General features: G+C 44.6%; 26 protein-coding genes and 1 pseudogene. 4 read left to right on the top strand and 23 right to left on the bottom strand.

Annotated elements, in window-relative coordinates:
- The first annotated feature begins 22 nt into the window (after window positions 1-22).
- Window positions 23-769: an HAD family hydrolase gene (locus C558_RS0107585; RefSeq protein WP_018755655.1), complete on the top strand. Its 747-nt coding sequence runs from the start codon at window positions 23-25 to the stop codon at window positions 767-769.
- Window positions 770-793: 24 nt separating this feature from the next.
- Here the strand turns inward: C558_RS0107585 and C558_RS0107580 are convergent, their stop codons facing one another.
- The 10 genes from C558_RS0107580 to pdhA all read right to left on the bottom strand — a co-directional run bounded on the left by C558_RS0107580 (window position 794) and on the right by pdhA (window position 12,178).
- Window positions 794-1,309: a DUF1648 domain-containing protein gene (locus C558_RS0107580; protein WP_018755654.1), complete on the bottom strand. Its 516-nt coding sequence runs from the start codon at window positions 1,307-1,309 to the stop codon at window positions 794-796.
- 13 nt (window positions 1,310-1,322) lie between these two features.
- Entirely contained in the window at window positions 1,323-3,590 is a 2,268-nt protein-coding gene (locus tag C558_RS0107575; protein ID WP_018755653.1) for a type IA DNA topoisomerase, read from the bottom strand.
- A 128-nt stretch (window positions 3,591-3,718) separates the two neighbouring features.
- Complete coding sequence (locus C558_RS0107570) at window positions 3,719-5,206, bottom strand: glutamate synthase subunit beta (RefSeq protein ID WP_018755652.1); 1,488 nt, start codon at window positions 5,204-5,206, stop codon at window positions 3,719-3,721.
- Between the two features lie 117 nt (window positions 5,207-5,323).
- Window positions 5,324-5,815: a dihydrofolate reductase gene (locus C558_RS0107565; protein ID WP_018755651.1), complete on the bottom strand. Its 492-nt coding sequence runs from the start codon at window positions 5,813-5,815 to the stop codon at window positions 5,324-5,326.
- Window positions 5,816-5,828: 13 nt separating this feature from the next.
- Window positions 5,829-6,623, bottom strand: a complete 795-nt coding sequence (gene thyA / locus C558_RS0107560; protein WP_018755650.1) for a thymidylate synthase — start codon at window positions 6,621-6,623, stop codon at window positions 5,829-5,831.
- 113 nt (window positions 6,624-6,736) lie between these two features.
- Window positions 6,737-7,210 (bottom strand): acyl-CoA thioesterase, encoded by a 474-nt coding sequence (locus tag C558_RS0107555; RefSeq protein WP_018755649.1) that lies wholly within the window; start codon window positions 7,208-7,210, stop codon window positions 6,737-6,739.
- A gap of 98 nt (window positions 7,211-7,308) precedes the next feature.
- On the bottom strand, window positions 7,309-8,724 hold the full coding sequence (gene lpdA / locus C558_RS0107550; protein ID WP_018755648.1) for a dihydrolipoyl dehydrogenase: 1,416 nt from the start codon (window positions 8,722-8,724) through the stop codon (window positions 7,309-7,311).
- A gap of 3 nt (window positions 8,725-8,727) precedes the next feature.
- Window positions 8,728-10,008, bottom strand: coding sequence for a dihydrolipoamide acetyltransferase family protein (locus C558_RS0107545; protein ID WP_018755647.1), 1,281 nt, complete (start codon window positions 10,006-10,008; stop codon window positions 8,728-8,730).
- Between the two features lie 34 nt (window positions 10,009-10,042).
- The gene (locus C558_RS0107540) at window positions 10,043-11,020 is read right to left on the bottom strand and encodes an alpha-ketoacid dehydrogenase subunit beta (protein WP_018755646.1); all 978 of its coding nucleotides are present in this window, start codon (window positions 11,018-11,020) and stop codon (window positions 10,043-10,045) included.
- A 90-nt stretch (window positions 11,021-11,110) separates the two neighbouring features.
- Window positions 11,111-12,178 carry a pyruvate dehydrogenase (acetyl-transferring) E1 component subunit alpha gene (pdhA, locus tag C558_RS0107535; RefSeq protein WP_018755645.1) on the bottom strand — a complete coding sequence of 356 codons (1,068 nt, stop codon included), beginning with the start codon at window positions 12,176-12,178 and terminating at the stop codon, window positions 11,111-11,113.
- Window positions 12,179-12,427: 249 nt separating this feature from the next.
- Here pdhA and C558_RS0107530 point away from each other — a divergent pair, with 249 nt between their 5' ends.
- Window positions 12,428-13,156 carry an alpha/beta hydrolase gene (locus C558_RS0107530; RefSeq protein ID WP_018755644.1) on the top strand — a complete coding sequence of 243 codons (729 nt, stop codon included), beginning with the start codon at window positions 12,428-12,430 and terminating at the stop codon, window positions 13,154-13,156.
- Window positions 13,157-13,247: 91 nt separating this feature from the next.
- Here C558_RS0107530 and C558_RS0107525 read toward each other — a convergent pair whose 3' ends face one another.
- Both C558_RS0107525 and C558_RS0107520 read right to left on the bottom strand, forming a co-directional pair.
- Window positions 13,248-13,721, bottom strand: coding sequence for a low molecular weight protein-tyrosine-phosphatase (locus tag C558_RS0107525; protein WP_018755643.1), 474 nt, complete (start codon window positions 13,719-13,721; stop codon window positions 13,248-13,250).
- A 31-nt stretch (window positions 13,722-13,752) separates the two neighbouring features.
- Window positions 13,753-14,391 carry a trimeric intracellular cation channel family protein gene (locus tag C558_RS0107520; RefSeq protein WP_040674614.1) on the bottom strand — a complete coding sequence of 213 codons (639 nt, stop codon included), beginning with the start codon at window positions 14,389-14,391 and terminating at the stop codon, window positions 13,753-13,755.
- 178 nt (window positions 14,392-14,569) lie between these two features.
- Here C558_RS0107520 and C558_RS0107515 point away from each other — a divergent pair, with 178 nt between their 5' ends.
- A complete protein-coding gene (locus C558_RS0107515; protein WP_018755641.1) occupies window positions 14,570-15,223 on the top strand; it encodes a thiamine diphosphokinase in 654 nt (217 codons plus the stop codon).
- Between the two features lie 65 nt (window positions 15,224-15,288).
- Here C558_RS0107515 and C558_RS0107510 read toward each other — a convergent pair whose 3' ends face one another.
- Window positions 15,289-15,744, bottom strand: coding sequence for a hypothetical protein (locus tag C558_RS0107510; RefSeq protein WP_018755640.1), 456 nt, complete (start codon window positions 15,742-15,744; stop codon window positions 15,289-15,291).
- Window positions 15,745-16,102: 358 nt separating this feature from the next.
- Between C558_RS0107510 and C558_RS0107505 the strand changes: the two genes are divergently transcribed.
- Window positions 16,103-16,633: a C40 family peptidase gene (locus C558_RS0107505; RefSeq protein WP_018755639.1), complete on the top strand. Its 531-nt coding sequence runs from the start codon at window positions 16,103-16,105 to the stop codon at window positions 16,631-16,633.
- A gap of 47 nt (window positions 16,634-16,680) precedes the next feature.
- Here C558_RS0107505 and C558_RS0107500 read toward each other — a convergent pair whose 3' ends face one another.
- The 10 genes and pseudogenes from C558_RS0107500 to C558_RS0107460 form a co-directional block, all read right to left on the bottom strand.
- A complete protein-coding gene (locus C558_RS0107500) occupies window positions 16,681-17,400 on the bottom strand; it encodes a response regulator transcription factor (protein WP_018755638.1) in 720 nt (239 codons plus the stop codon).
- A 109-nt stretch (window positions 17,401-17,509) separates the two neighbouring features.
- Complete coding sequence (locus C558_RS0107495; RefSeq protein WP_018755637.1) at window positions 17,510-19,069, bottom strand: ABC-F family ATP-binding cassette domain-containing protein; 1,560 nt, start codon at window positions 19,067-19,069, stop codon at window positions 17,510-17,512.
- A 169-nt stretch (window positions 19,070-19,238) separates the two neighbouring features.
- The gene (locus C558_RS30650) at window positions 19,239-20,951 is read right to left on the bottom strand and encodes a hypothetical protein (protein ID WP_245583745.1); all 1,713 of its coding nucleotides are present in this window, start codon (window positions 20,949-20,951) and stop codon (window positions 19,239-19,241) included.
- Window positions 20,952-20,963: 12 nt separating this feature from the next.
- A pseudogene (locus C558_RS34620) lies at window positions 20,964-21,812 on the bottom strand (DUF5704 domain-containing protein); the annotation flags it as partial.
- 96 nt (window positions 21,813-21,908) lie between these two features.
- Entirely contained in the window at window positions 21,909-22,610 is a 702-nt protein-coding gene (locus tag C558_RS32470; RefSeq protein ID WP_018755635.1) for a hypothetical protein, read from the bottom strand.
- A gap of 20 nt (window positions 22,611-22,630) precedes the next feature.
- Complete coding sequence (locus C558_RS0107480; protein ID WP_018755634.1) at window positions 22,631-23,917, bottom strand: S-layer homology domain-containing protein; 1,287 nt, start codon at window positions 23,915-23,917, stop codon at window positions 22,631-22,633.
- 223 nt (window positions 23,918-24,140) lie between these two features.
- On the bottom strand, window positions 24,141-25,106 hold the full coding sequence (locus C558_RS0107475) for a hypothetical protein (protein WP_018755633.1): 966 nt from the start codon (window positions 25,104-25,106) through the stop codon (window positions 24,141-24,143).
- The gene (locus C558_RS0107470; protein WP_018755632.1) at window positions 25,093-25,644 is read right to left on the bottom strand and encodes a hypothetical protein; all 552 of its coding nucleotides are present in this window, start codon (window positions 25,642-25,644) and stop codon (window positions 25,093-25,095) included. Before C558_RS0107470 ends, C558_RS0107475 begins: the two co-directional genes overlap by 14 nt.
- Before the next feature lie 14 nt (window positions 25,645-25,658).
- Window positions 25,659-26,021 carry a hypothetical protein gene (locus tag C558_RS0107465; protein ID WP_156826013.1) on the bottom strand — a complete coding sequence of 121 codons (363 nt, stop codon included), beginning with the start codon at window positions 26,019-26,021 and terminating at the stop codon, window positions 25,659-25,661.
- A gap of 83 nt (window positions 26,022-26,104) precedes the next feature.
- A complete protein-coding gene (locus C558_RS0107460; RefSeq protein ID WP_018755630.1) occupies window positions 26,105-26,590 on the bottom strand; it encodes a hypothetical protein in 486 nt (161 codons plus the stop codon).
- Window positions 26,591-26,598 lie beyond the last annotated feature (8 nt).

The following is a 26,598-nucleotide window of genomic DNA, read 5'->3' as shown; positions in this document are numbered from 1 at the left end:
TAAAGAAAGGAGTGAAATCACGATGACACAGCAAACAACACAGCAGAATATTATCTTCGATCTCGACGATACGCTTATTTATTGCAACAAATACTTCTACCTCATCATCGAACAATTCCTAGATCTTATGGAGACGTGGTTTCACACGTATGATATCAGAACGGAACACATCAAGAAAAAGCAAATCGATATTGATCTCGAACGCGTAAATCGAGACGGATTCGTTAGCGAGCATTTCCCCGAGTCCTTCGTTGATACGTACCGCTATTTCAGTGTTCTACACGGAAGACCTGTGCATCCGAAGGAAGAAGAGCAGCTAATGCAGCTCGGGCGCAGCGTATATGAGCAGCCAGTTGAGCCTTACCCTGGGATGTTCGAGACATTGTCGCATCTCCGTGAAGAAGGACATACACTCTCCCTCTATACTGGCGGAGAGATCCTCATCCAACAGCGCAAAATCGATGAGATGAAGCTGAGAGAGTTCTTCCATGATCGTATCTACATTCGTCAGCATAAGAATCGAGAAGCACTCGAATCGATCTTGTACGAAGGTCAATTCGATCGGCAGAAGACTTGGATGATCGGGAACTCGTTGCGGACGGATGTCACCCCTGCACTTGAAGCCGGACTCAGCGTCATCTACCTCAAGCAGCAAAATGAATGGAAATACAATATGGTGGACTACACGCTTGACCCCGACGCTACTTTGTACACCGTCACGTCATTAAATGATATTCCAGAGGTGCTGAATCAGCACCTGCTATCTTAACCAAAAAGCCTCTAACGTAGTTCGCTACGCTAGAGGCTTTTTGGAGTTACGCAACATGAGGAACAGACACCATCCGATTGTACACAGCATCACAGCTATACAGACAGGCAATAGCCAGAAGCTAACCCCGTGATTTTCCCCTACAGCGGTCTGCAGCATACTCCATTCAATATAACTAAGCACAAGGATCGTCTCAAGCTTCAGCCAGCTGACAAGGAGTCTTGATAATGTGTACTTCTCTTGTACATTCTCAGCCGTAATGACAACGGGATAATTGAATCGATGCGGATAACGGCTCACAATCGAAAATGCAATGTACAAGATGAGGCTGACTCCCGGCAAGAGCAGTAGAATGGTTCTGCTCCCCCATCCATCAGCGTCCCCTTCTGCATTAAAGTGGATTGGCACTTGACTCGGCAGACTATTCCATAATAAGCCGATGTAAAGAATAATGACACATAAGACCGCAATGGAAATCGTGTCATGCCATATTTCAGAATACGTCTTAGGAATGGAAATACGAATACGCTGTGAAGCCACGGCACTATCCTCCTCATGTTCGTTCTAACTTCAGCTCCCCTGTCTCAGGGTTCGAGAGTATCATTCGTGCCTTGTACGTCGTTCCATCTTCCGCTTTGAAAGACAGCGGTTGTGTGCTCCCTTTACTAAGCAGGGATCGAATCATCGTATCTGTCATGGTCTTGCCAAGGCTCGACTTCCAGATAACGAACTTGCAGCCTTCCTTAAAGTGATTGCAGCCATATCCTTTCCGGCCCATAATAATGGAGCCGCCACAGCCTGTTCGCGGGCAAGGCCCGATTGGTTCAAACGTCAATGCCGTAGCTGTATTCGAATCCTTGGTCGATGATTCGGGCTTGGATGCTGCAGTTGAAGCCTTGCGCTCCGTCTTTTGCGTTGATTTTCCCTTCGTCGGCTTCGCATGGTCATTCGGGTCACCGAAAGCTTCCTTCGAGACTGGGCGCTGCACTCGAACTTTATCAACAATGAACATCGTAAATTTCTTCACGTTCTCCATAAATCGCTCGTTCGATGCTTCACCTTTCGATATTTGATTCAATCGCCGTTCCCACTGACCTGTCATATCCGGCGAAGTCAGAAGATCAACCCCTGCGTGACGAATGAGCTCGATAGCCATTCTGCCTTTCTGGGTGACGGTAATTCGTTTGCCTTGCATCACGATGTAGCCGACATGCTTCAGTCGTTCAATCGTCGCCGCTCGAGTTGCTGGTGTGCCTAGTCCTGCATCCTTCATTGCATCCCGCAGTTCTTCATTCTCAATTTGCTTGCCCGCGCTTTCCATCGCCTTCAGCAATGTCCCTTCGGTATAAGCTTTGGGAGGCTGTGTGTTCTTTTCTTTAATCGTAGCCTCGATACACTGCGTCTCTGCATCGGGATTGACCTGGAAAGGCTCCGTCGTTAATTCCTCTGTTTCTTCCTCTTCACCGTCTTTCCCTGCCGATCCTTTACCTTTCGACTTGCCTCCCGCCTTACCCTTGGGCTCGTCTGAGACGACAGCTTTCCAACCGATGAAGAGGAGTTCCTTCACATTCGTCTTGAACGTCTCCCCTTCGACCTCTGTAAGCAATGTATGCTGCTTATATTCAGCAGGTGGATAGAACTGCGTGAGGAATCGACGGACAACCAAATCATAGATCTTCTGCTCATCAGGTGCTAATGTGCCCGGTCGCTTTAAGGTCGGAAGAATCGCATGGTGATCTTCGACTTTACTCGGATTACAGACGGATTTATTATTCACATGCACGAGAGAAGGCTTCGCACCTTCTGCATATTCCTTGTACGCCGTCGATTTGAGCATATGTAGCGTCTTATGCATCGGTTCGATGTTCTGTTCGGTAACATAGTTCGAATTCGTTCTTGGGTACGAAATCACTTTATGCTTCTCATACAGCGCCTGTGCCAAGTCTAGTGTCTTCTTCGCTGAGAAGCCGAATTTCGCATTCGCATCCCGTTGCAATAACGTTAAATCATACAGCTTGTATGGGTATTCCTTCGTTTCTTTCACGTCATAGCTTGCCACGGTCGCCGGCTTGTCCTTTACCTTTGCTGCGAGTGCATCAGCGGCCTCCTTCGAGGTCATTCGTTCGCCTTGCCAAATCCCTTGATACGTCGATTCTGGTTGAGCGAAATCCGCGATGCAATCGTAGAAGGTTAGAGAATCAAAGGCTTCAATCTCCTTCTGTCGATCATAGATCAATGCCAGAACAGGGGTCTGTACACGCCCTACAGACAACAGATTTCGATGTTTGGTTGTAAATGCACGCGATGCATTCATCCCAATAAGCCAGTCTGCTTCACTCCGCGATCTTGCAGCGAGCGTCAGATTCTCGAAATCCGCGCCAGCACGAAGGGATGCAAAGCCGTCGCGAATCGTCTCCGCCGTTAAATCCGAAATCCAGAGTCGTTCGACTGGCTGGTGAAGCTTCAAGTACTGCTGAATTAACGCAAAAATATACTGCCCTTCTCGCCCAGCATCGCATGCGTTAACCAGGTGATTGCATCGTTTAGCAAGCTCACCAATCACCTTCAATTGATCTTTCGTCTTCGCATTGGCGATGATTTTGAAATGATCCGGTATAATCGGCAGATCAGAAAAATTCCATTTCTTATATTTATCATCATACAAATCAGGCTCTGCAAGTCCCACGAGATGCCCGATTGCCCACGTAATAATATATCTCTCCCCTTCAATATACGTTCGGTTGTTCTTGCCCTTCGGCTCGATGACGGCGGCAATCGTCCGCCCCATATCCGGCTTCTCGGCAATGACTAACGTCTTCACGGTTCAGCGCCTCCCCTTTCAATCCGCCTTTCACTTGCCCTCTTGTTCCTGCAAGGTCGATAACGGACAAAAAGAGCCGCGCCCTGCGCAGCTCCATACTTACGTACATGATCTAATTATGACTGAATTTAAGGCAAAAGGGAAGAGCCCATCAAGAATTTGTCGACTTCACGTGCAGCTTCGCGTCCTTCGTTGATCGCCCAGACGACCAAACTCTGACCACGGCGCATATCGCCGGCAGCGAATACTTTCTCCGCGCTTGTCTGGTATTTTCCATATTCCGCTTTCACATTGGAACGGCGGTCTTGCTCTAATTTCAATTGATCAACGAGCGTCGATTCCGGACCATCAAACCCAATTGCGATTAATACAAGCGACGCCGGGAATACACGTTCTGTACCTGGAATCGGCTGATAGATTTTACGGCCCGTCTCATCGACAATCCGCTCGATTTGAACCGTATGCAGTTCCTTCACGTTGCCTTCCTCATCCGAGGCGAACCTCGTCGTCATGATCGAGAATTCGCGTGGATCGTTGCCGTACAATGCTTTCGCTTCCTCTTGTGCATAATCGAGTGTATACACGTTCGGGAATTGCGGCCAAGGATTCGCGATGGAATCACGTGTCAGCGGAGCCTTCGTATGCGTACCGAATTGTGTTACACTGCGGCATCCATGTCTTAATGCTGTCGCTACACAGTCCGTTCCTGTATCACCGCCACCGATGACGATAACATCTTGATCTTTTGCAGAAATGTAGTTACCGTCTTCTAGATTGGAATCTAGATAGCTCTTGATCGTTCCGTTCAAGTAGTCCATCGCATAGTGAACGCCCTTCAGCTCGCGACCTTCGATATTGAATTCGCGTGGTTTCGTTGCACCACCGCAGAGCACAACGGCATCGAATTCATCGACAAGCTGCTGCGAAGGAATATCTTTGCCGATCTCTGTATTGGTTACGAACTTCACGCCTTCCGCTTCCAAGATCTGAACGCGACGCTCCACAACCTTCTTGTCCAGCTTCATCGTCGGTATGCCGTACATCAGAAGGCCGCCAATACGATCCGCACGCTCGTACACCGTCACTTCATGGCCTGCTTTGTTCAACTGCGCTGCAGCAGCTAAGCCAGCAGGACCCGATCCTACGATCGCCACACGCTTCCCTGTGCGCTCAAACGGTGGTTGCGGTACAACCCAGCCCTCGTCAAATCCGCGCTCGATAATGCTGTTCTCAATATTCTTAATCGTCACCGGACTTCCGATGAGCCCTACCGTACACGCCCCTTCACAAGGTGCTGGGCATACACGACCAGTGAACTCTGGAAAGTTATTCGTCTTATGCAAGCGATCGAGTGCGTCTCTCCATTGATCGCGGTAGATTAAGTTATTCCACTCAGGTATCAAATTGTTCACCGGACAACCCGAAGCCCCGCCGCTCAGCTCCATGCCTGTATGACAATACGGCGTTCCGCAGTCCATACAGCGCGCGCCTTGACTGCGCAGTTCTTCGTCTGATAAGTGCAAATGAAATTCTTCCCAGTCTTTAATCCGTTCAACCGGATCACGATCTGCCGGAAGCTGCCTTGTAATCTCCATAAATCCTGTCGGTGTTGACATGTTCGTTCCCCCATCCGATCTTGTATCTCTACAATCCCAAAAGAATTTCTCATTATCGTATCATCCGGCATTCCGTTCTTGAAATGGATTTTCAAGATAACAATTTGTACTATTTACCTATGATTTGGACAATCTTTCATAGACCACGAACTCGTGCGGATAGATACTTTTCTCATCCACAATGCCCTTCGTACGCTCGACGACCTTCCATTCCTCCATAGGAAACATAGGAAAGAACGCATCCCCTTCGAATGACGCCCCAATCTCTGTCACATGCAGACGATCGGCTATAGGGAGCAGTTGCTTGTAAATTTCGGCACCACCGATCACCATGATCTCTTCGTTCTCAGCGAGGCGTACGACTTCATCGAACGAATGAATCACTTCACACCCTGGCGCTTCAAAATCCGTATTTCTTGTCAAAATAACGTTGCGACGATTCGGTAGCGGCTTGCCAATAGACTCGTACGTCTTACGTCCCATCAGCACGGTTTTTCCTGTCGTCACACGTCTGAAATAAGCCATATCGGAAGGTAGACGCCACGGTAGCTTGTTATCTACCCCGATCACGCGATTCTGGCCCATTGCCCATACAAAAGATAATCCCATTGGAATGAACCTCCTAGATCGCTACCGGCGCTTTGATCCCAGGATGATGCTGATAGCCCTCGAATTCAAAGTCATCGTACGTATATTCGAAAATGGAATCTGGCTTGCGCTTGATGACAAGCTTCGGCAGTTCGAAAGGCTCACGCGATAATTGGCGTTCTACTTGTTCAAAGTGGTTCGAGTAAATATGAACATCGCCGCCTGACCATACGAACTCCCCAACTTCTAGGTCACATTGCTGAGCGATCATATGGGTTAATAACGCATAGCTCGCAATATTAAATGGAAGCCCCAAGAACGTATCAACCGAACGCATCGTAAGCATGCAGGACAGCTTTCCGTTCGCTACATAGAACTGAAACAACAAATGACACGGAGGCAGCTTCATGTTGTCAATTTCGCCTACGTTCCACGCGCTAACGAGAATACGACGTGAATCTGGATTGTTCTTAATCTGATGAATAACATTCGCGATTTGGTCAATTGTACGACCATCTTTAGCTTCCCAATTGCGCCACTGCGAACCATAGACAGGACCTAGATTACCTTCCTCATCCGCCCATTCATCCCAGATCGTAACGCCATTTTCTTTCAAATATTGAATATTGGTATCGCCTTTCAAGAACCATAGCAGTTCATGCACAATCGATTTAAGATGAAGTTTTTTCGTTGTCATGAGCGGAAATCCCAGCGACAAATCGAAGCGAAGTTGACGACCGAACACGGAGATCGTTCCTGTGCCCGTACGGTCTTCTTTCTTCTCACCATGATCTAGAATATCTTGTAGTAAGTCTAAATAGTTTCTCAAACGAAACACCTCTTTTTCCAAGCATCAGTAAAAATACTTCCTCTAGTTTAGCATAGAATAACTACGCTGTTGATATAGATTTTCTCTCACCCGACATACAATTTCTGTTCAATCTACAACGACTTATGTCTTCTAAGTTTACGTTGATCATACCGTTCTTGTGCGGTTTCGAACAGTCTCTTCTCTTCCTCGGTCTCTGGAATAATCGGCGGAACAGGCGTCGCTTTCCCGTTCTCATCTACAGCAACGAAGGTCATGAAGGATGTTACCGTCAATTTGCGTTCCCCCGTCATTAGGTTCTCGGCGATGACCTTCACATATACTTCCATCGAACTTTTATGTGTCCACGTCACGAAGGCTTCTAATTCAATCGCTTCTCCCACGCGTATAGGGGCCAAAAAATCAAGACTATCACTGGATGCCGTCACTGCAGGTTTACGGGCATGGCGCATACTCGCGGTGGCGCTGATCTTATCGATATATTCCATGACAATGCCTCCGAACATCGTCCCATGCATATTCGTGTCAGAGGGAAATACCAGTTGTGTAAGGATTGAACGTGATTCACGGACATATTTGGGTTCCATTTTTTTCCTCCATCCTATATTGTTGAAAAAAAGAGGCTCGCGCTATGAGCGACAAGCCTCTTCCTTATGTTATGATGACAATCCTCGTTCTAGGAATATTAGCGAACGATGGAGTGGATTGGGTGGCCAAGCGCCACTTCTGCTGCTTCCATCACAAGCTCACCAAGTGTTGGATGCGCATGGATTGTAAGAGCGATATCTTCAAGCGTCAATGCGTTCTCGATAGCAAGAGCCACTTCCGAGATTAAGTTCGAAGCTTCGATACCAACGATTTGTCCACCAAGAACAAGACCTGTCTCAGCATCCGCAACGATTTTAACGAAACCTTCTGCACCATTCAAGGACAATGCACGGCCGTTACCTGCATATGCGAATTTACCCACTTTAACATTGATGCCTTTTTCTTTTGCTTCTGTCTCGTTGTATCCAACGCTGGAGCATTCTGGATCTGTGAAACATACCGCTGGGATACATTTGTAATCCACAACGCTAGGCATTCCTGCAATCGCTTCTGCTGCCACTTTACCTTCATAAGAAGCTTTGTGCGCAAGAGCTAAGCCAGGAACGATGTCCCCGATTGCGAAGATGTGCGGAACGCTTGTGCGACCTTGGTGGTCAACTTCGATCAAGCCACGATCTGTCATTTTCACGCCGATCATGTCAAGGCCAAGCTCTCCGTCTGTATTTGGACGACGTCCCACGGTAACGAGCAAGTAGTCAGCTGTAACTTCTTGTTCTTTGCCATCCACTGTGAATTTCACAGTTACGTCTTTGTCTGTTTGAGTTGCGCTTTGTGCTTGTGCTTTTGTGAAGATTTCGAAACCGTGTTTCTTCATGTTCTTCGACACAAGTTGCGTCAAGTCTTTATCGAAGCCAGGCAATACCATATCTGCACCCTCGATGATCGTTACTTTCGTACCGAATTTCGAGAACATTTGGCTAAGCTCAGCACCGATGTACCCACCGCCGATAACGATCAAGCTTTTTGGAATTTCAGGCAATTCCAACGCTTCTGTCGAAGACAAGATGCGGCCACCGTAAGGGAATGGCTTAAGCTCGATTGGACGGGAACCTGTTGCAATAATACAGTTCTTGAATTTGTAACGTGGAGCTTCTTGATCGTTGAACACGCGTACTTCGTTCTCATTGATGAACATTGCTTCACCTTTGAACATTTGTACTTTGTTACCTTTTAGAAGTCCTGCTACGCCGCCAGTCAGTTTACTAACGACACCGCGTTTGAATTCTTGAACTTTCGAGTAGTCCACTTTTACATTTTCCATTGTGATACCCATGGAAGAAGCATTTTGAACGGTCTCATATTGATGCGCTGCAGAGATCAACGCTTTGGAAGGAATACATCCGCGGTTCAAGCACACGCCGCCCCACTCGGATTTATCCACGATCAATACGCTTTGTCCTAATTGTGCCGCGCGAATCGCAGCAACATAACCACCAGGACCTGCACCGATTACGACTGTATCAATTTCTAAAGAAGCATCTCCTACTACCATTGATTACACCTCCATAACTAATAGATCTGGGTTAGCGAGCAACATCTTGATGTAGTTCATGAAGTTTTGTGCTGTCGCGCCGTCGATTAGACGATGGTCGAAGCTTAAGGACAATGCCATCACTGGTGCAGCAACGATTTCTCCATTTTTAACAACGGCTTTCTCGGAAATACGTCCAGTACCAAGGATCGCAACTTCTGGGAAGTTGATGATCGGTGTGAAGAACATACCGCCAGCGGAACCGATGTTCGTAATTGTAATTGTGCTACCTTTCAACTCGTTCGGACCCAATTTACCGTCACGACCGCGTGTTGCAAGGTCTTTAATGTCGCTAGCTACAGTCCAGATGTTGCGACGATCTGCGTCTTTGATGACAGGCACGATCAAGCCATTGTCTGTATCTGTTGCGATACCGATGTTGTAGTATTTTTTGTAGACGATTTCGTTGTTCGCTTCGTCGATCATTGCGTTCATCGCTGGGAACTGACGGCAAGCTGCAACTAGAGCCTTCACGATGAATGGCAAGTAAGTTACTTTAACGCCTTTCTTCTCAAAGACTGGTTTCATGCGAGTACGGAATGCAACCAATTCAGTAACGTCCACTTCGTCCATGATTGTAACGTGCGGAGCTGTGTAAGCCGATTTAACCATCGCATTCGAGATTGCTTTACGGATACCTTTGAATGGTACGCGCTCTTCTTCGCCGTTTGCTGTTACAGCTACATTAGCTGCTGCAGCCGCTGGTGCCGCTGCTTCTGTTGCCGCCGCTGCCGCTGGAGCTGCTGCAGGTGCGCCACCGTTTGCAAATGCTTGAACATCTTCACGTGACACTTTGCCGTTCTTACCTGTTCCGTTCACTGTTGCAATGTCAACGCCTTGCTCACGAGCGAATTTGCGAACGCTAGGTGTTGCAAGAACTTCTTTATTTGGCGCCGCTACAGGAGCTGCTGCCGCTTGAGGTGCCGCTGTTGCTGGTGCTTCAGCTGCTGCCGGTGCAGGTGCTGCTGCAGATTCAGCTGGAGCCGCTTGCTCAGGGATATCCCCTTCTGCATCGATGATTGCTACCACTTGACCCATGTGGCATACTTGACCGTCTTTAGTAAGAACTTCAAGTACTTTACCGTTAACCGGGCTTGGTACTTCTACAATTGCTTTATCGTTCTGAACTTCCATGATGATATCTTCATCTGTGATGATATCACCTGGTTTAATGTGCATTTTAATAATTTCGCCTTCGTGTAAGCCTTCGCCCAATTCTGGGAACAAATATTCAAATCTAGCCACGCGAGAAACCTCCCTTATCGATCTTCTACGTTAGTTAAAAGTTAAGTACGTTATTTACACCTGCGATAATACGCGCTGGGTTAGGAAGCCATTGATCTTCGATTTGTGCAAATGGGAATACAGTATCCGGACCAGAAATACGGAGAACCGGAGCTTCCAAGTGCAAAATCGCTTTTTCGTTGATTTGTGCGATAACTTCAGCGGCTACACCGGAAGTTTTTTGTGCTTCTTGAACCACAATCGCACGGTTAGTTTTCTTAATGGATGCCACGATCGTATCGATATCAAGCGGCATTAATGTGCGCAAGTCGATGATTTCAGCAGAGATGCCGGATTTCTCAAGCTCTTCCGCAGCTTTCATCGCTGTACGAACCATTAAACCGTAAGCAATAATTGTTACGTCTTTACCTTCACGAACAACGTTCGCTTTACCAAGCTCAACCGTGTATTCACCTTCTGGTACTTCGTCACGGAATGCATGGTAGAGGTTCAAGTGTTCCATGTAGAATACAGGATCATTATCACGGATTGCAGCGATCATAAGACCTTTCGCATCGTAAGGGTTCGAAGGAACAACCACTTTGATACCAGGGGTTTGAACGAGCAAACCTTCAAGTGAATCTGTGTGAAGCTCAGCTGCTTTAACGCCGCCGCCAAATGGCGTACGGAATACGATTGGCGAGTTGTAACGACCGCCAGAACGGAAACGCATGCGCGCTGCTTGAATGCAGATTTGATCGAGTGCTTCATAGATAAATCCAACGAATTGGATTTCTGCGACTGGACGGAAACCTTGGATACCAAGACCTACAGCCATACCGCCGATTGCGGATTCAGCCAGTGGTGTATCGAATACACGCTCTTCACCGAACTCTTTTTGTAATCCTTCTGTTGTACGGAACACGCCGCCAACATGACCTACGTCCTCACCGAATACTAACACATTCGGGTCACGTTTTAACTCAACGCGAATCGCGTCGCGAATTGCTTCTTTCATATTCATCTGTGCCATTGCTTCGTTTCCTCCCTTAAACGTGTTCGCAGCAATTTGCCGAGAACTTGGTTGTCATGCGTTCTATATGTCGAATCATTTCAATCGAGTTTATTGGAAATCAGCTTTTTGCTCTTCCAAGTGCTGTGGCGTTGTCTCGAACATGCTGTCGATCAAGCCGGAAACCGTCATTTTCTCTGTTTGCTCTGCGCGTTTGATTTCTTCGTTCACTTTTGCTTTTGCTTCTTCTTTCACGCGAGCTGTTTCTTCGTCGCTCCAAAGACCTTTTTTCTCAAGGTATTTACCGAAACGAACGAGCGGATCTTTGATAGCCCATTCAGCTTCTTCTTCTTTCGTACGATATTTCGTTGTATCATCCGCCATGGAATGCGGACGGAAACGGTAAGTTAATGCTTCGATCAATGTTGCGCCTTCGCCTTGACGAGCACGTTCAGCGGAGAGTTGAACCGCTTTGATAACAGCAAGAACGTCCATACCGTCAACTTGCAAACCGCGAATACCTGCTGCAAGCGCTTTATGAGCGATCGATTGTGCTGCTGTTTGTTTTGCAAATGGCGTCGTGATCGCATAACCGTTATTTTGCACGAAGAAAATAACCGGCAATTTGAATGCACCTGCATAGTTCAGACCTTCGTAGAAGTCACCTTCCGACGAACCGCCGTCACCTGTGTACGTGATTGCAACTTGTGGTTGTTTTTTCAATTTGTAGCCCATAGCAATACCCATCGCATGCAAAATTTGCGCACCGATGATGATTTGCGGCATTAATACGTTAACGCCAGCTGGGATTTGACCACCGTGTTGATGACCACGGGAATATAGGAATGCTTGGTATAGCGGAAGACCGTGCCATACGATTTGCGGCATATCACGATATGCTGGTACAACGAAGTCTTCTTTTTGCAATGGGTATACACTACCTACCATCGAAGCTTCTTGACCGGATACTGGAGCATAGAATCCTAGGCGTCCTTGACGACCAAGGTTAACTGCACGCTCGTCCCAAGTACGAGTAAATACCATACGGTACATAATTTCTTTTAACTGCTCATCTGTAAGAGAAGGCATCATTTCTTCGTTAATAATTTCACCATCAGGAGAAAGTACAGATAATGCTTGAACATCTTCTGACTTTACTTCGAAAGAAAGCTTACTCATTTTCTTCACCTCAACAAAAAGTTTGAAAATCATTTTCCTCTGTTATAGAATTTATTATACACCTGTTATATGTGTTTGGTCAAAAAATATCGCTTAATACGACATATTTTGTTGTTTTGTATGTATAACAGTTGAATGATTTTTATAGTACAGATTAATACAATCGTGAATATTTTGTAAAAATCTTTACCCATACACCCCTATTATTTACAAATTAGTTGCATACTACTACGAAAAAGGTGATTCTCCATGACAGATGCCAGATATTTGAAAAGAACGATCGTCAAAGAAGAAATTGAAAGTAACTACTTAAATGAAAAAAGAACGCTGCGCGTGTACCTACCTCCGGGTTATCAAGCTTGGATCAGCTATCCTGTCGTCTACTGCCAAGACGGCGAAGATTTCTTTAACTTCGGAAGAGTCGCAACGCTCGCAAATCAACTCATTCTTGATGAGGAGCTAGAGCCCTTCATTATTGTAGGCGTTGAAGTGGATAAAAAAGTGAGGACCTCGGAATATTCTCCCGTTGGCGAGCGGCATCAGTTATATGTACAATTTTTCGCTCATGAATTGATTCCTTATATAGAAGGTAAATATCCGATTCGTTCGGATCTGGATTCCAGAATTCTGGCGGGCGACTCCCTCGGTGGTAGTGTCTCCGTTCATATTGCACTACAATACCCGAACTTATTCCAGAACGTCATTTCTTTATCAGGTGCGTATTATCCCGATTCTCAATCCATTATTGCAGCAGAACCAGATTTATCTTGGCTGCGGCTGTACATGATCGTTGGGCTTCAAGAAGATGTAGTCGTTACAGATCACGGTACATTCGACTTTGTAACGTTCAACCGCGATACAAGAGACATCTTCCTCGCAAAATCGTCTGACGTCCATTATTTGGAGCGCGACGGCCAGCACGTTTGGGGTTTCTGGCAGCAATATATCCCTGATGGATTGAAACATTTCTTGAAGTAAGTGGACCACGCATCACTTTATCTAAAGTAGCCAAAATGAAAGCGACATGCCATGACGGATGTCGCTTTTCTTTATTAAGAATACTCTTCTATTATAATTCTTCTCGTTCAATACGATCCAACAAGGCTTTACATCCGGCCTGAACTAAGCGATACACTTCTTCAAAATTGCCGGTATAATACGGGTCGGGTACATTCTCTTCTTTCTCATCCGGCAGTAAGTCCATAAACCGTATGAGTTTGGAATGCTGATCGCTACCTGGTAGTGCATGTACGTCGCGAAGATTGTTCGAGTCCATGCAGACAATATAGTCAAAGTTCTCGAAATCTTGTTCCGTGAACTGACGTGCCACCATTCCTTCATAAGAAATATGATTCGTATCTAGAATGCTTCTTGTCCCTTCATGCGGCGGACGACCAATATGCCAATCCCCCGTTCCCGATGAATCAATAACGATCTTATCGCTATACCCTCTTGCATTCACCATATGACGAAAGACCGCTTCCGCCATCGGTGAACGACAGATGTTCCCAAGACAAACAAACTCTACTTTAATTTGGCTCATATTTTTCTCTCCTCTTCTATAGACCAATAGATCAGTTCATTTTCTGCAGCGTGCGACGAGGCAGCTTCCATTTATAATAAACCGAGAACATTCTTAGAATAATGACGATAAAGAACAAAGCTAACAATTCGATCGAGGATGTAAACCACCCAAGACCAATTACCAATCCGGCGAGCATCGCCCAGACCGCATAGATTTCATCATGAAGGACAAGTGGCTTGCGACCTGCGAGCAAGTCTCGAATCATCCCGCCTCCCATTCCTGTAAGACATGCAGCGACCATAACGACGGTAACCGGGTGATTCATATGTGTTGCATAGAGTGCACCTTGGATCGCAAAGGCGGATAAGCCGATTGCATCAAAAAACGCTTCCATTCTTCGCCAATGGCGAATCCATTTCAGAGGAAGGATGAACGCAACAGCTGCTGCGATGACACCGATTTTCAAGAATAGTCCTTGATTCCAGAGCGTCGCCACAGGGATACCGATCAATACATTCCTAATGACTCCACCACCAAATGCGGTGACAAGAGCAAGGATGAACACACCAAGAATATCATACTTCTCTTCCATTGCTACAACTGCGCCGCTCATCGCAAATGCAATCGTACCGATAATGCTGAATAGTTCAAACACTTCCAAATCCAACGTCAAGCATCCTCTCTCCATCGATGATGAAATTTCATAATTGCGCATTCCCTATTTTATATGCTAATTTGACAAATGCCAACAAATAAAATAAGCAAAATACAACCATAGAATATTGCGATAATGGAGTGAGATTGGTAAGCTAGTCCCATGTACTTTTTGGGTGAATTGTTAGAAGAATCGGAGGCAAACGATCGCTATGTTAGATCATCAATCTAGAATTATAATTTTCTCAGGCGGAGAACTTACTCCAACTGCTCTAAATGATATCAAGCCGGGAGATTTCATAATAGGTGTGGACCGAGGATCGGCATTCCTAATGGAACACCAGATCCCCATGCATATTGCCGTTGGCGATTTCGATTCGGTTACGAAGGAAGTAAAGGATCAGATTGCATTATGCAGTGAACGATTTATCGATTGTGATCCCATCTACAAAGACTTGACGGATACAGAGATGGCTTTGGAGCTTGCGCTTGAGCAGAATCCAAGCGAGATCGTGATTCATGGCGCTCTTGGGACACGCATAGATCATTCACTCTCGAACATCCACCTCTTGCGTAGAACGCTCGAAGCCGGAGTCCATTGTACACTTATCGATCCACATAATGAAATTTGTATCATGGATGCGAGTCGTCCTTATCATGTAAAGAAAACATCATTTACATATGTATCCTTGCTTCCATTATCCCTGCAAGTGACTGGCGTTACATTAGAAGGATTTAGGTACCCGCTTCACCAAGCAACCTTGACGATTGGGAAGTCCCTATCTGTTAGCAATGAACTGGAGAAAGAGTTAGGGACCATTACCATCACGGATGGGTTGCTGTTAGTGATGTTGACAAGAGACTAGTTCATAGAAAAAGGTTGTCGAAGCTTCCTTCGGCAACCTTTTTTATTTGGCGTATCACGTGGATGCTACTCTGATTGGGTGATTAGCGTCTTATGTAATGCTTTAACTTGACGCATATCTTTCCGCTGCGAATCAATCATTTGATCAATATGATCCGCAAAGTTCTTCTTCATTTTATCCAATGCTTCACTATGCGCCTCGATCATCGTCTTCTTCAATTCATCACGCGAAACCCCTTGCGCAGCGGCAATCTGAGCTAACGTCTTTCCTTCCTTCAACTTTTGGCGGAATGTCCTCTCATCAAGCTTGAGCAGTGTTAACAGCTTCTCACTAACGGATTTCTGTAATCGATGTCCCCGTTTGGAATGCCCCTCATGCGGATGTGCGATTAATGCTGATTGTATTACCGTCGGTTCAGCGCTATTCGCTTCTGACTCTTGTCCCGCGGATGCATATGCACTTGCTGGAACGGCGAGCACGAACATCGTGAACACAGCCACTCGAATCCAATTCTTCTTCATTACCTGTCAACCTCCTTCATCTCTTGTGTGCTTCATGCACACTGACATTATCAGTGTCGACCAATGTGAAGAAATTAATATGAGTACAAGCTTAAAAAAAGATAAAAATATAATGACAATTCTGTCATCAATTAGAACGCAAAAAATCCTTATATATCAATGACTTAAAGATGATTTGCAACCTTGTAATCGTTGTCAAGAAAGAAATTATGACTAAATTTTCATCATTTTTTAATAATTGGGCGGAAAGCCTTACCAGTCCTAGATTTGTACTATATGAGGTAAATATTAGGTAATCCATGAAGTGCTATACTCCCATCATACCAGACAACACCACTACGACATGACGGAGGTCACAATGAAAAACAACAAATTCATCAACAAAATAATCGTACTTGGACTATGCGCCACCATCGGATTGGCTGGATCATTGACATTCCAACCAACGAATCATGCCTATGCAGCAGAGACAAGCACTGCCATTACATCTGCACTATCTTCAAGTGCGAAGGCTGCAAACATCATTAAACAAGGTGAGAAGTTTATGGGACGCAAATATCAATTTGGCGCACCAACCACTTCGACCAGAACATTTGATTGCTCATCCTTCACACTCTACTTATATAAACAATACGGCGTTAATCTGCCTAGGACTTCGATCAATCAATCTAAAGTTGGCAAAACGGTATCCAAATCGAATTTGAAACCCGGAGATTTGGTATTTTTCTCGACAACGAATCGGAACGGCAAAGGGAAAGTAAACCATGTCGCGATTTATGCAGGGAATGGTCGACTCCTTCATACTTATGGATCACCCGGTGTAACATATTCCAATATGAACACAGGTATATGGAAGAGTAGTTATGTAGTTGCTAAGCGAGTCTTGTAATAAAAATGGACAAGCCCTTTGGAACCCGTCTAAAGGCTTGTCCTTCTCTATTCATCACGCTCAATGGGGTCCTGATCACTCTCTTGCAGAGAATACCCTATTCCTCGGATCGTCTGAATCAACTTCTTTTTACGTCCTTTATCAATTTTCTGACGTACATAACGGATAAATACATCAATCACGTTCGTATCCGCCATAAAATCGTAACCCCACACCGCATTTAGAATATTTTCACGGGAACAGACTTTGTTCTTATTCTTCGCTAGATAGAGGAGGAGATCGAATTCTTTGGGCGTAAGATCAATCATATCGCCCCCTCGTATCACCTTTCGCGAATCGGGCTCAATTTGTAAATCATCGATTATAATGGTTGCATCCTCTGCCCCTTCCAACCCAACATGGCGGAAAATATCCAGCAGGTTGCGTACACGCACAAGCAATACATCGGAGTGAAAGGGCTTCGTGATATAATCATTGGCACCAATCTGGAAACTCTCAACAATGCTCTCTGTCCGATCCAATGCCGTAATAATAATAACAGGTGTCTTCCTCCCTTGAGCTCTATAAGCCTCAAGGACTTCAAGACCACTAAGACCCGGCAAACTCAAATCGAGTAGAATCAAATGCCAATTTCCTTGTAATGCGATCGATAATCCTTGTTCTCCATCGCTAGCCACTTCCGCCTCGTAACCACTTGAATTGATTAGCTCTTGAATACAAGATGAAATATCTTGATCATCTTCAATAATTAATATCCGCTCCGACACCTGAGACTCCACCTGTCAATCCGTAGTTTTTCATAGTGTGTCATATTCATTTTCATTCCATGCATGCAAAAACCACCCCGTGCATCGAGCATCAGAGTGGCTATGTGTATTATTTAGAAGTAGGATGCATAGACCATTGTTCCACGTTCCACGTCTTCGTTACCCAATCTTCATAGAATTCAGGCTCGTGCGATACGAGGAGGACGGTCCCTTTATATTCTGTGAGGGCACGTTTGAGTTCTTCCTTTGCCACCACATCCAAATGGTTCGTCGGCTCATCGAATAAAATCCAATTACTCTCCCGCATTAGCAATTTACAGAGGCGAACTTTTGCTTGCTCTCCCCCGCTCAGCATACTTAACGGTCTTGTGATGTGCTCATTCTTCAAGCCGCAACGGGCAAGGGCAGCACGCACTTCATGTTGGTTCATGGAAGGGAATTCATCCCATACATCATCAATTGGCGTTAAGTTACCCGCTTTAACTTCTTGTTCGAAATATGCAGGCTGCAAGTAGTCGCCTAAATAGGTCTTCCCGCTGATCGCTGGAATTTTGCCAAGGATCGTCTTAAGCAGCGTTGATTTACCAACGCCATTACACCCAACAATCGCAATCTTTTCACCGCGCTCAATCGTCATGGACATTTTAGGCAGCAGTGCGTGAGAGTATCCTATCTCAAAGTCAATCCCCTCGAATACGATTCGGCCACTTGCTCGGGATTCCTTGAATTGGAACGTCGGCTTCACTGCTTCTTCCGGACGGTCAATCCGTTCAATCCGTTCGAGCTGCTTCTCACGGCTCTTCGCACGACTGGATGTGGAATAGCGCGCTTTATTCCGTTGGATGAAATCCTCTTGTTTCTTAATGTACTCTTGCTGCTTCTCATAGGCTTCGATATGTTGGTTCTTGTTCATATCCGCCATGGTCAAGAACTTCTCGTAGTTCGCGGAATAGCGTGTTAACTTCGCAAACTCAAGATGATAGATCACGTTAACGACCTGATTCATGAACTCCGTATCATGGGAAATCAACATAAAAGAATACGGATATTCCTTGAGATAGTTCGTAAGCCAGTTAATATGTTCGACATCCAAATAGTTGGTTGGCTCATCGAGTAGCAGTACCGTTGGCTTCTCAAGTAATAACTTGGCGAGAAGAACCTTCGTGCGTTGTCCCCCACTGAGTGCAGCGACATCGCGTTCTAGACCAATCACATCCAGGCCAAGGCCATTCGCCATCTCTTCCACTTTAACATCCAACATATAGAAGTCACCGATTTCGAGCTGCTCTTGAATTTCACCCATTTGCTCAAGTAATAATTCAAGCTCTTCCGGACTGGCATCCGACATTTTCTCGGTGATTGCCATCATTTCTTGTTCTAGTTCTAGAAGCGGTAGAAAAGCATCCTTCAGCACATCACGAATGGTCTTGCCAGGTGTTAACACCGTATGCTGATCCAAGTACCCATAACGCACCTTTGGCATCCACTCGACGCGGCCTTCGTCTTTCAACAATTTACCTGTCAGAATATTCATGAGTGTTGACTTCCCTACGCCATTCGCGCCGACAAGTCCCACACGCTCGCCAGCTAACAGGCGGAATGTTACATTCTTAAATAGCTGTCGTCCTCCAAAATTATGTGCAACGTCTTCAACCGTTAATAAACTCATATTTGAATCAAAGCTCCTTATCCAGGTCGATACTAACTTTACTTGAAATTACAACAACACATTGTAACATATCATGTCGTGTTTCCATAGCTATTTTTTATCCCAATTCTACATAGATAAAAAAAATCCTAACAGAAAGGGAACCTGTTAGGAGCCGAACCGGGGGATATTACATAATGCCTGTAGACTTGAAATCATCTAACATCGATTTATCGCCATCATAGAACATGACGTCTCCATCCTTGAGCTTGAAGATACCGCCGTAGGAATCCGTTACAGTATATCTGAACCCTTCACGTTTCCATTGATTCGTAAGCGGTGCGTAGATGTACTGCAAGTGCGGATTTTTCCGATCGCCCTTACGCAGCGTCTCTATATTGAAGTTCACGATGAGATATCCGTTTTTCAAGAAAAACGAAGCTTTGTCATTGAAACGACCTTGTTGATATACATTCAACCCTTTCGGAACAATGTACGATTTCGTAGGAACACTGTACTCTCCATACCATTTCTGTTCCGCTGCATGAGCTCGAGGAACACTGACGCCAGCCGGGACTTGCATTGGTCCGAAGAATGTCCGCATGGGTTGGGAGAGATCTAATCCATGGAATCCACCGATTCCCACTTCTCGCTGTGCCAATTGTAAATACCTTTGAATAAACGCTAAGCGGTCATTTGCACCCCCTTGTGCTAGACCTAAATCGAAGAGTGTTCCTGCTGTCATCGATATTTCGTTTTGCGGTACATTTCGAAGCCTTGTATCAAGAGTGGCTTTGATTGGAAAGACATCGTCCTTGGAGCCGACTTTCACGAAATACTTGTTCTTGGTGTGATAATAAAGATCAACCTCTTGCCGATTTTTCCCTTTCGCATCAGCGAAATAGAAGGTTGGTGTAATTCGAATGGTATCTTGTCCTTCGAACATATTCCCTTTGGTTTTCAGATCAAATTTGAATTTATATCCCTGCTTGACGGTAATATTAGAGTGACCTTGGAGCGGATTGCTTCCCTTTAATATTGGGAGTACGAAGGGTTCTTGATTCCCTCGCAGAGCGCCATCAATCCCATTGGTTCCAACCCAGTAGTATTTCCCCGTATGCGCCTGATTGCCCTTACCCGTCCGAAATACTCCTTCCCAGAGGTAATCTTCTACATCCGTAACTCGGAAATCATAAACTCTGCCTATAACTTCGACATCTACGGTATATGTTGCTACATGGTTCACGAGATTGAGATTGGCATTCGTTTGCGTCGTAAATCCAGTTCCAGGTGAATTCTCTGCAAAAGTGCGGAATAGTACCGTATAATCGCCCTCGTCCACCCATACAGGTAGGTAGAAATTGGATGATTGATCGCTTACCGGTATGCTGTACCATGTTTTCTTCGGAATGAACGTGCCCGATTCTGTCTTCACATCAAAAGGAAACCAGACTTCCTTCAATTTAATATATTTCTGATAATCTCGGTTTCCGTAGCCGGGTATACTCCTGTGCTGACCCTTCGTTGGCATCATGATCGTAAATGGACGGTCCAAGATGATCGCGGACCTTGCTGGATTCGGCTTGGTCTTCTGGTTATGCTCTTGATCATCGCTTACACCAGCATAGATGACGGTTGGGGTGTGTACGGTTACGGTATTAATGCCGTTAATTGGGAATTGTGTATTTGAACCGCCGTTAATATTATTCGGCAATAAATCGTAATAGATTGTCCCGGTGCTGGGCGTATCAGCTCTATTCAACAACGTGCTACTGATCATATTATTCGGCTTGTAGAGCACATCGCGCATTATGGTCGTTGGATTAGGGATATTCGCTGGCGTAGGGCCGTCTTTCGTCACTTCGGAATGATCCATGATCGTATTATTATTAAATTTAACCATGTCGTTATTTACTTTGCTTTCGGGAGTGTTCGATTGTGCCATACCTTTTAACATATCCGTATCATTCGGTAAGGATGGCGGAGAATTCAAACCACCCGTTCGAACAGGAGGAGTAAATTCGAACGATGCGGTTTCTCCTGGTCTCACATGACTGTTAACAGAATCATCATGTTTAGATTCTAGACTAGGAGGTGAGTACCCAGAAGGGTTCATCGTTACGATTCCACCCGGCAAAGCATAGTTGCTCATTGACGCCCGATTGATCTTATATACCTCTAAATTATTGATTTGCCAATACGAGTAGTCGCGAGTAAATGAAAATGAATAAGTTTTAGATTGTGTATCGCTTTCAGGAACAGCTGGTCCAGGTTTACATTTGCCTTTGTCATCACACACTTCCGGTCCTGGAACCGTCCATTCTCTTTTATAAGTTACATCAGCCGAACAATTATAATCGATCTTCCCGGACATTTTTGCCCAAATATGCTTAAATAGATAGTTATCTGCGAATGCATTGGTAAATAAAGATTCCGAAGTGGGAATTCCTTTTAAAACATCGAACTTTTCAGAGTCTCTATTGTCCGCTTTAATAACTCCATTTGCATTTGGGTCCATGTCACTCAAATTGACCGCAGAGGATTGCATAGGGCTTCCTATCGTAAAGGTACATTGCCCACTTCCGCATGGTTTACCGCCACAGCCGGGATCATCTGGTTCAGTACCTACACCAATATTAGCTGTAGTTGTTAATTGATATCCGTCTTTTTCCCAAAGTATTGTAATGGTTGTAGTGCCCTTGTTTACAGCAGTCACTAAACCAGAAGCACTTACAGTAGCAACTGACTCGTCAGAGGATCTCCAAGTAGATGTACCTCCACTACCGGTATTAACATTTGTTTCAGGTCCGAAACTTCCATCCCCGGTTTTAGTTTTTACAGTGGCATTGAGTTGTTTAGTCTACCCTTTTGTTAATGTTCCCCCACCGGTTAGGTTGATTTCTTTAGTCACTTCCGCAAGAGCTACCCAATATACATCAGTATGAAATAGATAATCGGCCTCAAATTTTGGGTGATCTTTTGGGTGATCGAGATTATATTGTCTATAATCCGATGGTTCAATGGCTCCCCCGATTTGTATAGTGAATTTTGCTTTTCTGCCAATGAAAGAATCTACACTAACCAAAATTGGTGTTCCAGGTTTGTAGTGTCTCGTATTATCCATATATATAGGACGTAATGAGACATCAGTAAACTCACTTTTAGGGTGCACTTCGTTAAGACTATCTTGATACTTGGTGGGCATATAGATTGGATGATCTAAATCAATAATTTCACAAACCACGGATGAAACAGGTTTGTTTGTTGATGGATTGTTATCTAGAAGTTGTCCATTACATGACCCATCCACTTTCCATCTCAAGTCATCCTGTTGATAAATGTAAGTGCCTGGACTAGTTTCTGCAACACCTTGAACCGGACTTATTTTTTTTTGTGATTTTGCTGGAACCGCCGGTTCAAAGTGAGGAGGATTTAATAGGGGTTTTGAACCTGGTCCTCCAACAGCAAAGACAACATTGGAGTAAATAAGTATAGGCAATAATATTAAACTTATGGCTAACAAAATTGAGAAAGACTTTTTATTTTTTTGGGGATTGCTCAATTATTATCATCCTTAATCAATTAGTTCGGGGCGAGATAATATACAGTACCATCTGTAGCTTTGAGTTCTACCTCAGGATATAATGATTTATCAAAATGTAATAAGCCGATTCCCCAATAATGAGGATTATTTACTGTAAAAACACCTCTACTCTTAGTAATATCATGGGTATGAGGTAACGAATATTCTTTATAAGCTTTCGACTTAGGTGATTGTAATGCATCAATGGTAGGGGAATTCATCAGATTACCAGCTTGTGTTTGACTCATAGAGTCCCCCTTAATTTTCATATCAAACTCTGCGAAGGAATAATACGATCCATGTAAGGCGGTATCTCCCTCATCCATAAAGACGGGATAGTAAATACTACGCTGGTCACCTTTTGCATATGGACTTACGACAATCCAGTTTTTCACTTTTACTGTTGCATAATCCGCGCGCGTAACCAATTCTTTATTTCGAACTTTAGAAAAGTCGTCGGTTATTTTGCTGTAGTCGTAGCTTTCTGGCAATCTCTCTTTAGGCCATTTTACATAAGAAGGCGCGGCTACATTCAAGTTTGTGCCGGTCAATCCTACAGCGCGTAGTTCTTGCAAACCTTTAAAGTCATCCGGTTGTTTCTTTGCAACAGAAGTATAACGTGCAATTAAAGTTGCAACCTCCGCTCGTGTTGTGGTCCGATCCGTTCCAAAGTTTTTATCGCTACCGACACTCATTAATCCAGTTCCCATTGCTACAGCAACGCTATTTTTTTGTGTTTCAGGTAGTTTTCCTGTGAAATATTCCTTTGCAGGGATAACTGTATTCGTCACATCGGAAAGTGCCTGCTTATAGTCAGGACTCACCGCAGCCAGTCCTTGCGCTAACCAAATAGCCATCTCACCACGGGTTAAAGCTGCCTTCGCATCTAACTTCCCAGCATATTTAGATGGATCAATAAATCCCTTTTCTACGGCTGCTAGAACGCCTTCGGTTGCCCAGTCAGGAATATCCGTAAAACTCGCACTGTTCCCTGTTGTTACAACAGGTTGCTCAGTTAACCGTCCAAGGATCGTAGCCATTTCAGCCTTCGTCACTGGAGCACTTGGTTTAAATGTTCGATCGGTGTACCCTTTGAAGTAGCCATCTTGGACAGCTGATGCGATAGCAGAAGCAGCCCAATGTGCAGCCGGAACATCCTTAAATGTTAGACCGTTATAACTTATTGTGTTATCTAGAACACCCGCTTCCGCTTTCAAAGCTGGTTCTGCCATATTTCCAGCCAAAAGAATAGCTGCGGCCATTGTTGAGATCATTACCTTTTTCATTATTTCTCCTCCTAAGCGTCGATGGGTTTATGAAGAAAATCTCGGATTCTATCATTAAATAACGCTAGAATGCACGAAATTTCTTCAGCATACAAAATAATATCGGTACATTCACCCGATATTATTATGCACATATTTCCCATTATTTCATTTTATAACCTATAAATTATACCATAATATGACATAAACAAACTCCATTCTTGTTACAATTTGTCACTATCCGCTAGCACCGCTTCAGAATGTACCCTTCCGCCGCAGCTTCCCTTTGTGAAGAGAAGACTTTCTCAGGATTAACAGATGTGCATTTACTAGGATAAACATATTTGATGCCATTCAGAGTAACTCCATAATAGAGAGACGCTTTGAGAATACGAGATCCACCCAGCGCATAGTTGTTATACACCCCACTACCCATCGGAAGACCTTGAATAAAAGCAATAACACCCACATCATTAATACTGTTCTGCCATTCTTCATCCGGTATGGTAGGAAGTGTAAACGTATAACTAATTCCATTCCTTCTAGCTCTCTCATTGTGCTTATTGATGGCATAAGCAAGCTCATTCTGAATATGTACGATGATCGTCTGCCGACGAACTGAATCGAATAACGCAGCATCCCTTAACAGAGGGATATCAATCCTATCCTCCAATTCCTGCCTGTACCCACGAGACCACTGCTTTGTGCTCGGATTATAGACGACCACATAATCATCGAGCGTGAATTGAAGCACATTTCCTTTGTCATCCACATGCGTATACGGCTTGAGTGGCCTCATAAGATGCTTGTAGTAGCTCTGTCCGGAAGCCTGATACTCTTCTTCCGTATACAAGGTGAACCCATCATATCCAATGACACCTACAGCAGGGATGTAATGTTTAATGGACTCTTGAATCACTTGATCTTCAACAGCATTCATATTGATGAAAATGGTATTAAAAAATGTACTCACAGCGAGTTGAACATCTAGGCTATACCTTTTATCCGAATCGTATCCAGAATATTGCTCGGATTGCTTAAGCTTAGAGTGAAGTGCATAAGCTGCATCATCCACAGCCGTATCCAGCATCGAATTATATGCCGTCTCCGTTCGTAAATTATTAGACTGTTCTGAGGCATGGAGCCTATTCAGCCATGTAAAAGGGAATGCAATAAGCACAAAAATAATAGCCAATTTAGTGATCTTCATTGCGCACTAAACCTCCGTATGGAACCACAATGTTATGATTTGCAGATATCCCCCCGGTTAGCGCATCCATCATGACCGTTGCAGCTGTTCGATTGGTATTTGTTACGGTCACACCGAAATAATCTCCAATATTCATTTCATACTGCCTCGATTTATCGTCCATGACTTTCGTGTTATCCGGAAATAGGATTGCTAGTATATCCACGCGACCATGGTATTCATAATTCAGCAGAACATCATCCTGAAAAGTACTCACATCCGTAGGATCGAGATAGACAGGGTCATAACGCTTTTGTCGATGTTCCATTTGAATATCATAAGAATTCCCTGTCATAGCCAATTCATTGAAAAAGTCATTATACATTTGTGGTGTAACATAACCGATGTCTCTCGCTGCATCTACAAAGTTCGTAACACTCTTATAGACCAGCATGGAAGATATTTCATCCTGCCTTTGGTATAAATCTTGATTAGGAAAAACGAATAACAATAATACGGCTAATATTAACCCCGCAACCTTCGCTATCGAATTGATCATTATCGCTTCCCCTCTCAAGATTCATAAATAATCAACCTAACCGCGCCATATGCGCTTCGTTCAACCTTCTCGGTATACTGCATCTTTACTTCGATGTGTGACAAGTCCACATCATCTACATGAATCCCAGGACTATATCTGATTCCATCAACAAAGATAGGAGCATCTAAATGCTCAAGTAATCCTATCATCGCTACAATGTCTGCACCCGTCACCTGATATTGCCCTTCGATTTCAACCGTTGTCTTCAGATCTCGATCACTGGAAGCATTCACTTCATACACTTGCTGCAGTCCCTTTTTAGTTATCCCAGTCGATGCAAAGAATAAATCCATGGCGACGAGAAAAATGATTACCGCAACAGATAACTCCAACATGTGCCTGACGCGTTCATCCATAGATAGGCACCCTCTCTAACCAAATGGGGAGTCTTTAAGACCCCCTTTTTTGCTCAAAACCGTTAATTCTGTTCAAATACGATGCCTCGAATGACATTACTGCTGTCCATGATGATCCTCGAACGGAATTTCCCGCTCGGGTTCACATAATCCGGCTTCGCTTCATTGATCGCCTCGGCCATTTTCCCTGTAGGTGGGATATTATCAACTACTGATCCATAATTAGGGTCATCTATTTTGCTCGCTGTATCAATTGTCTTACCATACCAGGAACCTGAGCGATTCTTCCCTGTCATAATTTGAATCCCGAATTGATCCTTATCTGAAAATTTCCTTAGTGCATTAACCACTTGAGAGCCACTAACAACGGTATTGTCATACACAGTAAAAGCAGTCTGCGAGAGCTCCGTTTGGATATTCGAGAAATTGTTCTGTGCTGTCTTTGTTGCTTCCTGTGCGGAAATGAATAGGACCACCGCTATCGTAATCAATGCAATCGCCAAAAAAATACCCGCTGCCATCACTAGTGCTTTTTGTGCATTACCCATAATTCCCA

Source organism: Paenibacillus terrigena DSM 21567, from assembly GCF_000374845.1.
GTDB lineage: Bacteria > Bacillota > Bacilli > Paenibacillales > Paenibacillaceae > Paenibacillus_K > Paenibacillus_K terrigena.
This window is presented reverse-complemented; position numbering and strand designations above follow the sequence as displayed.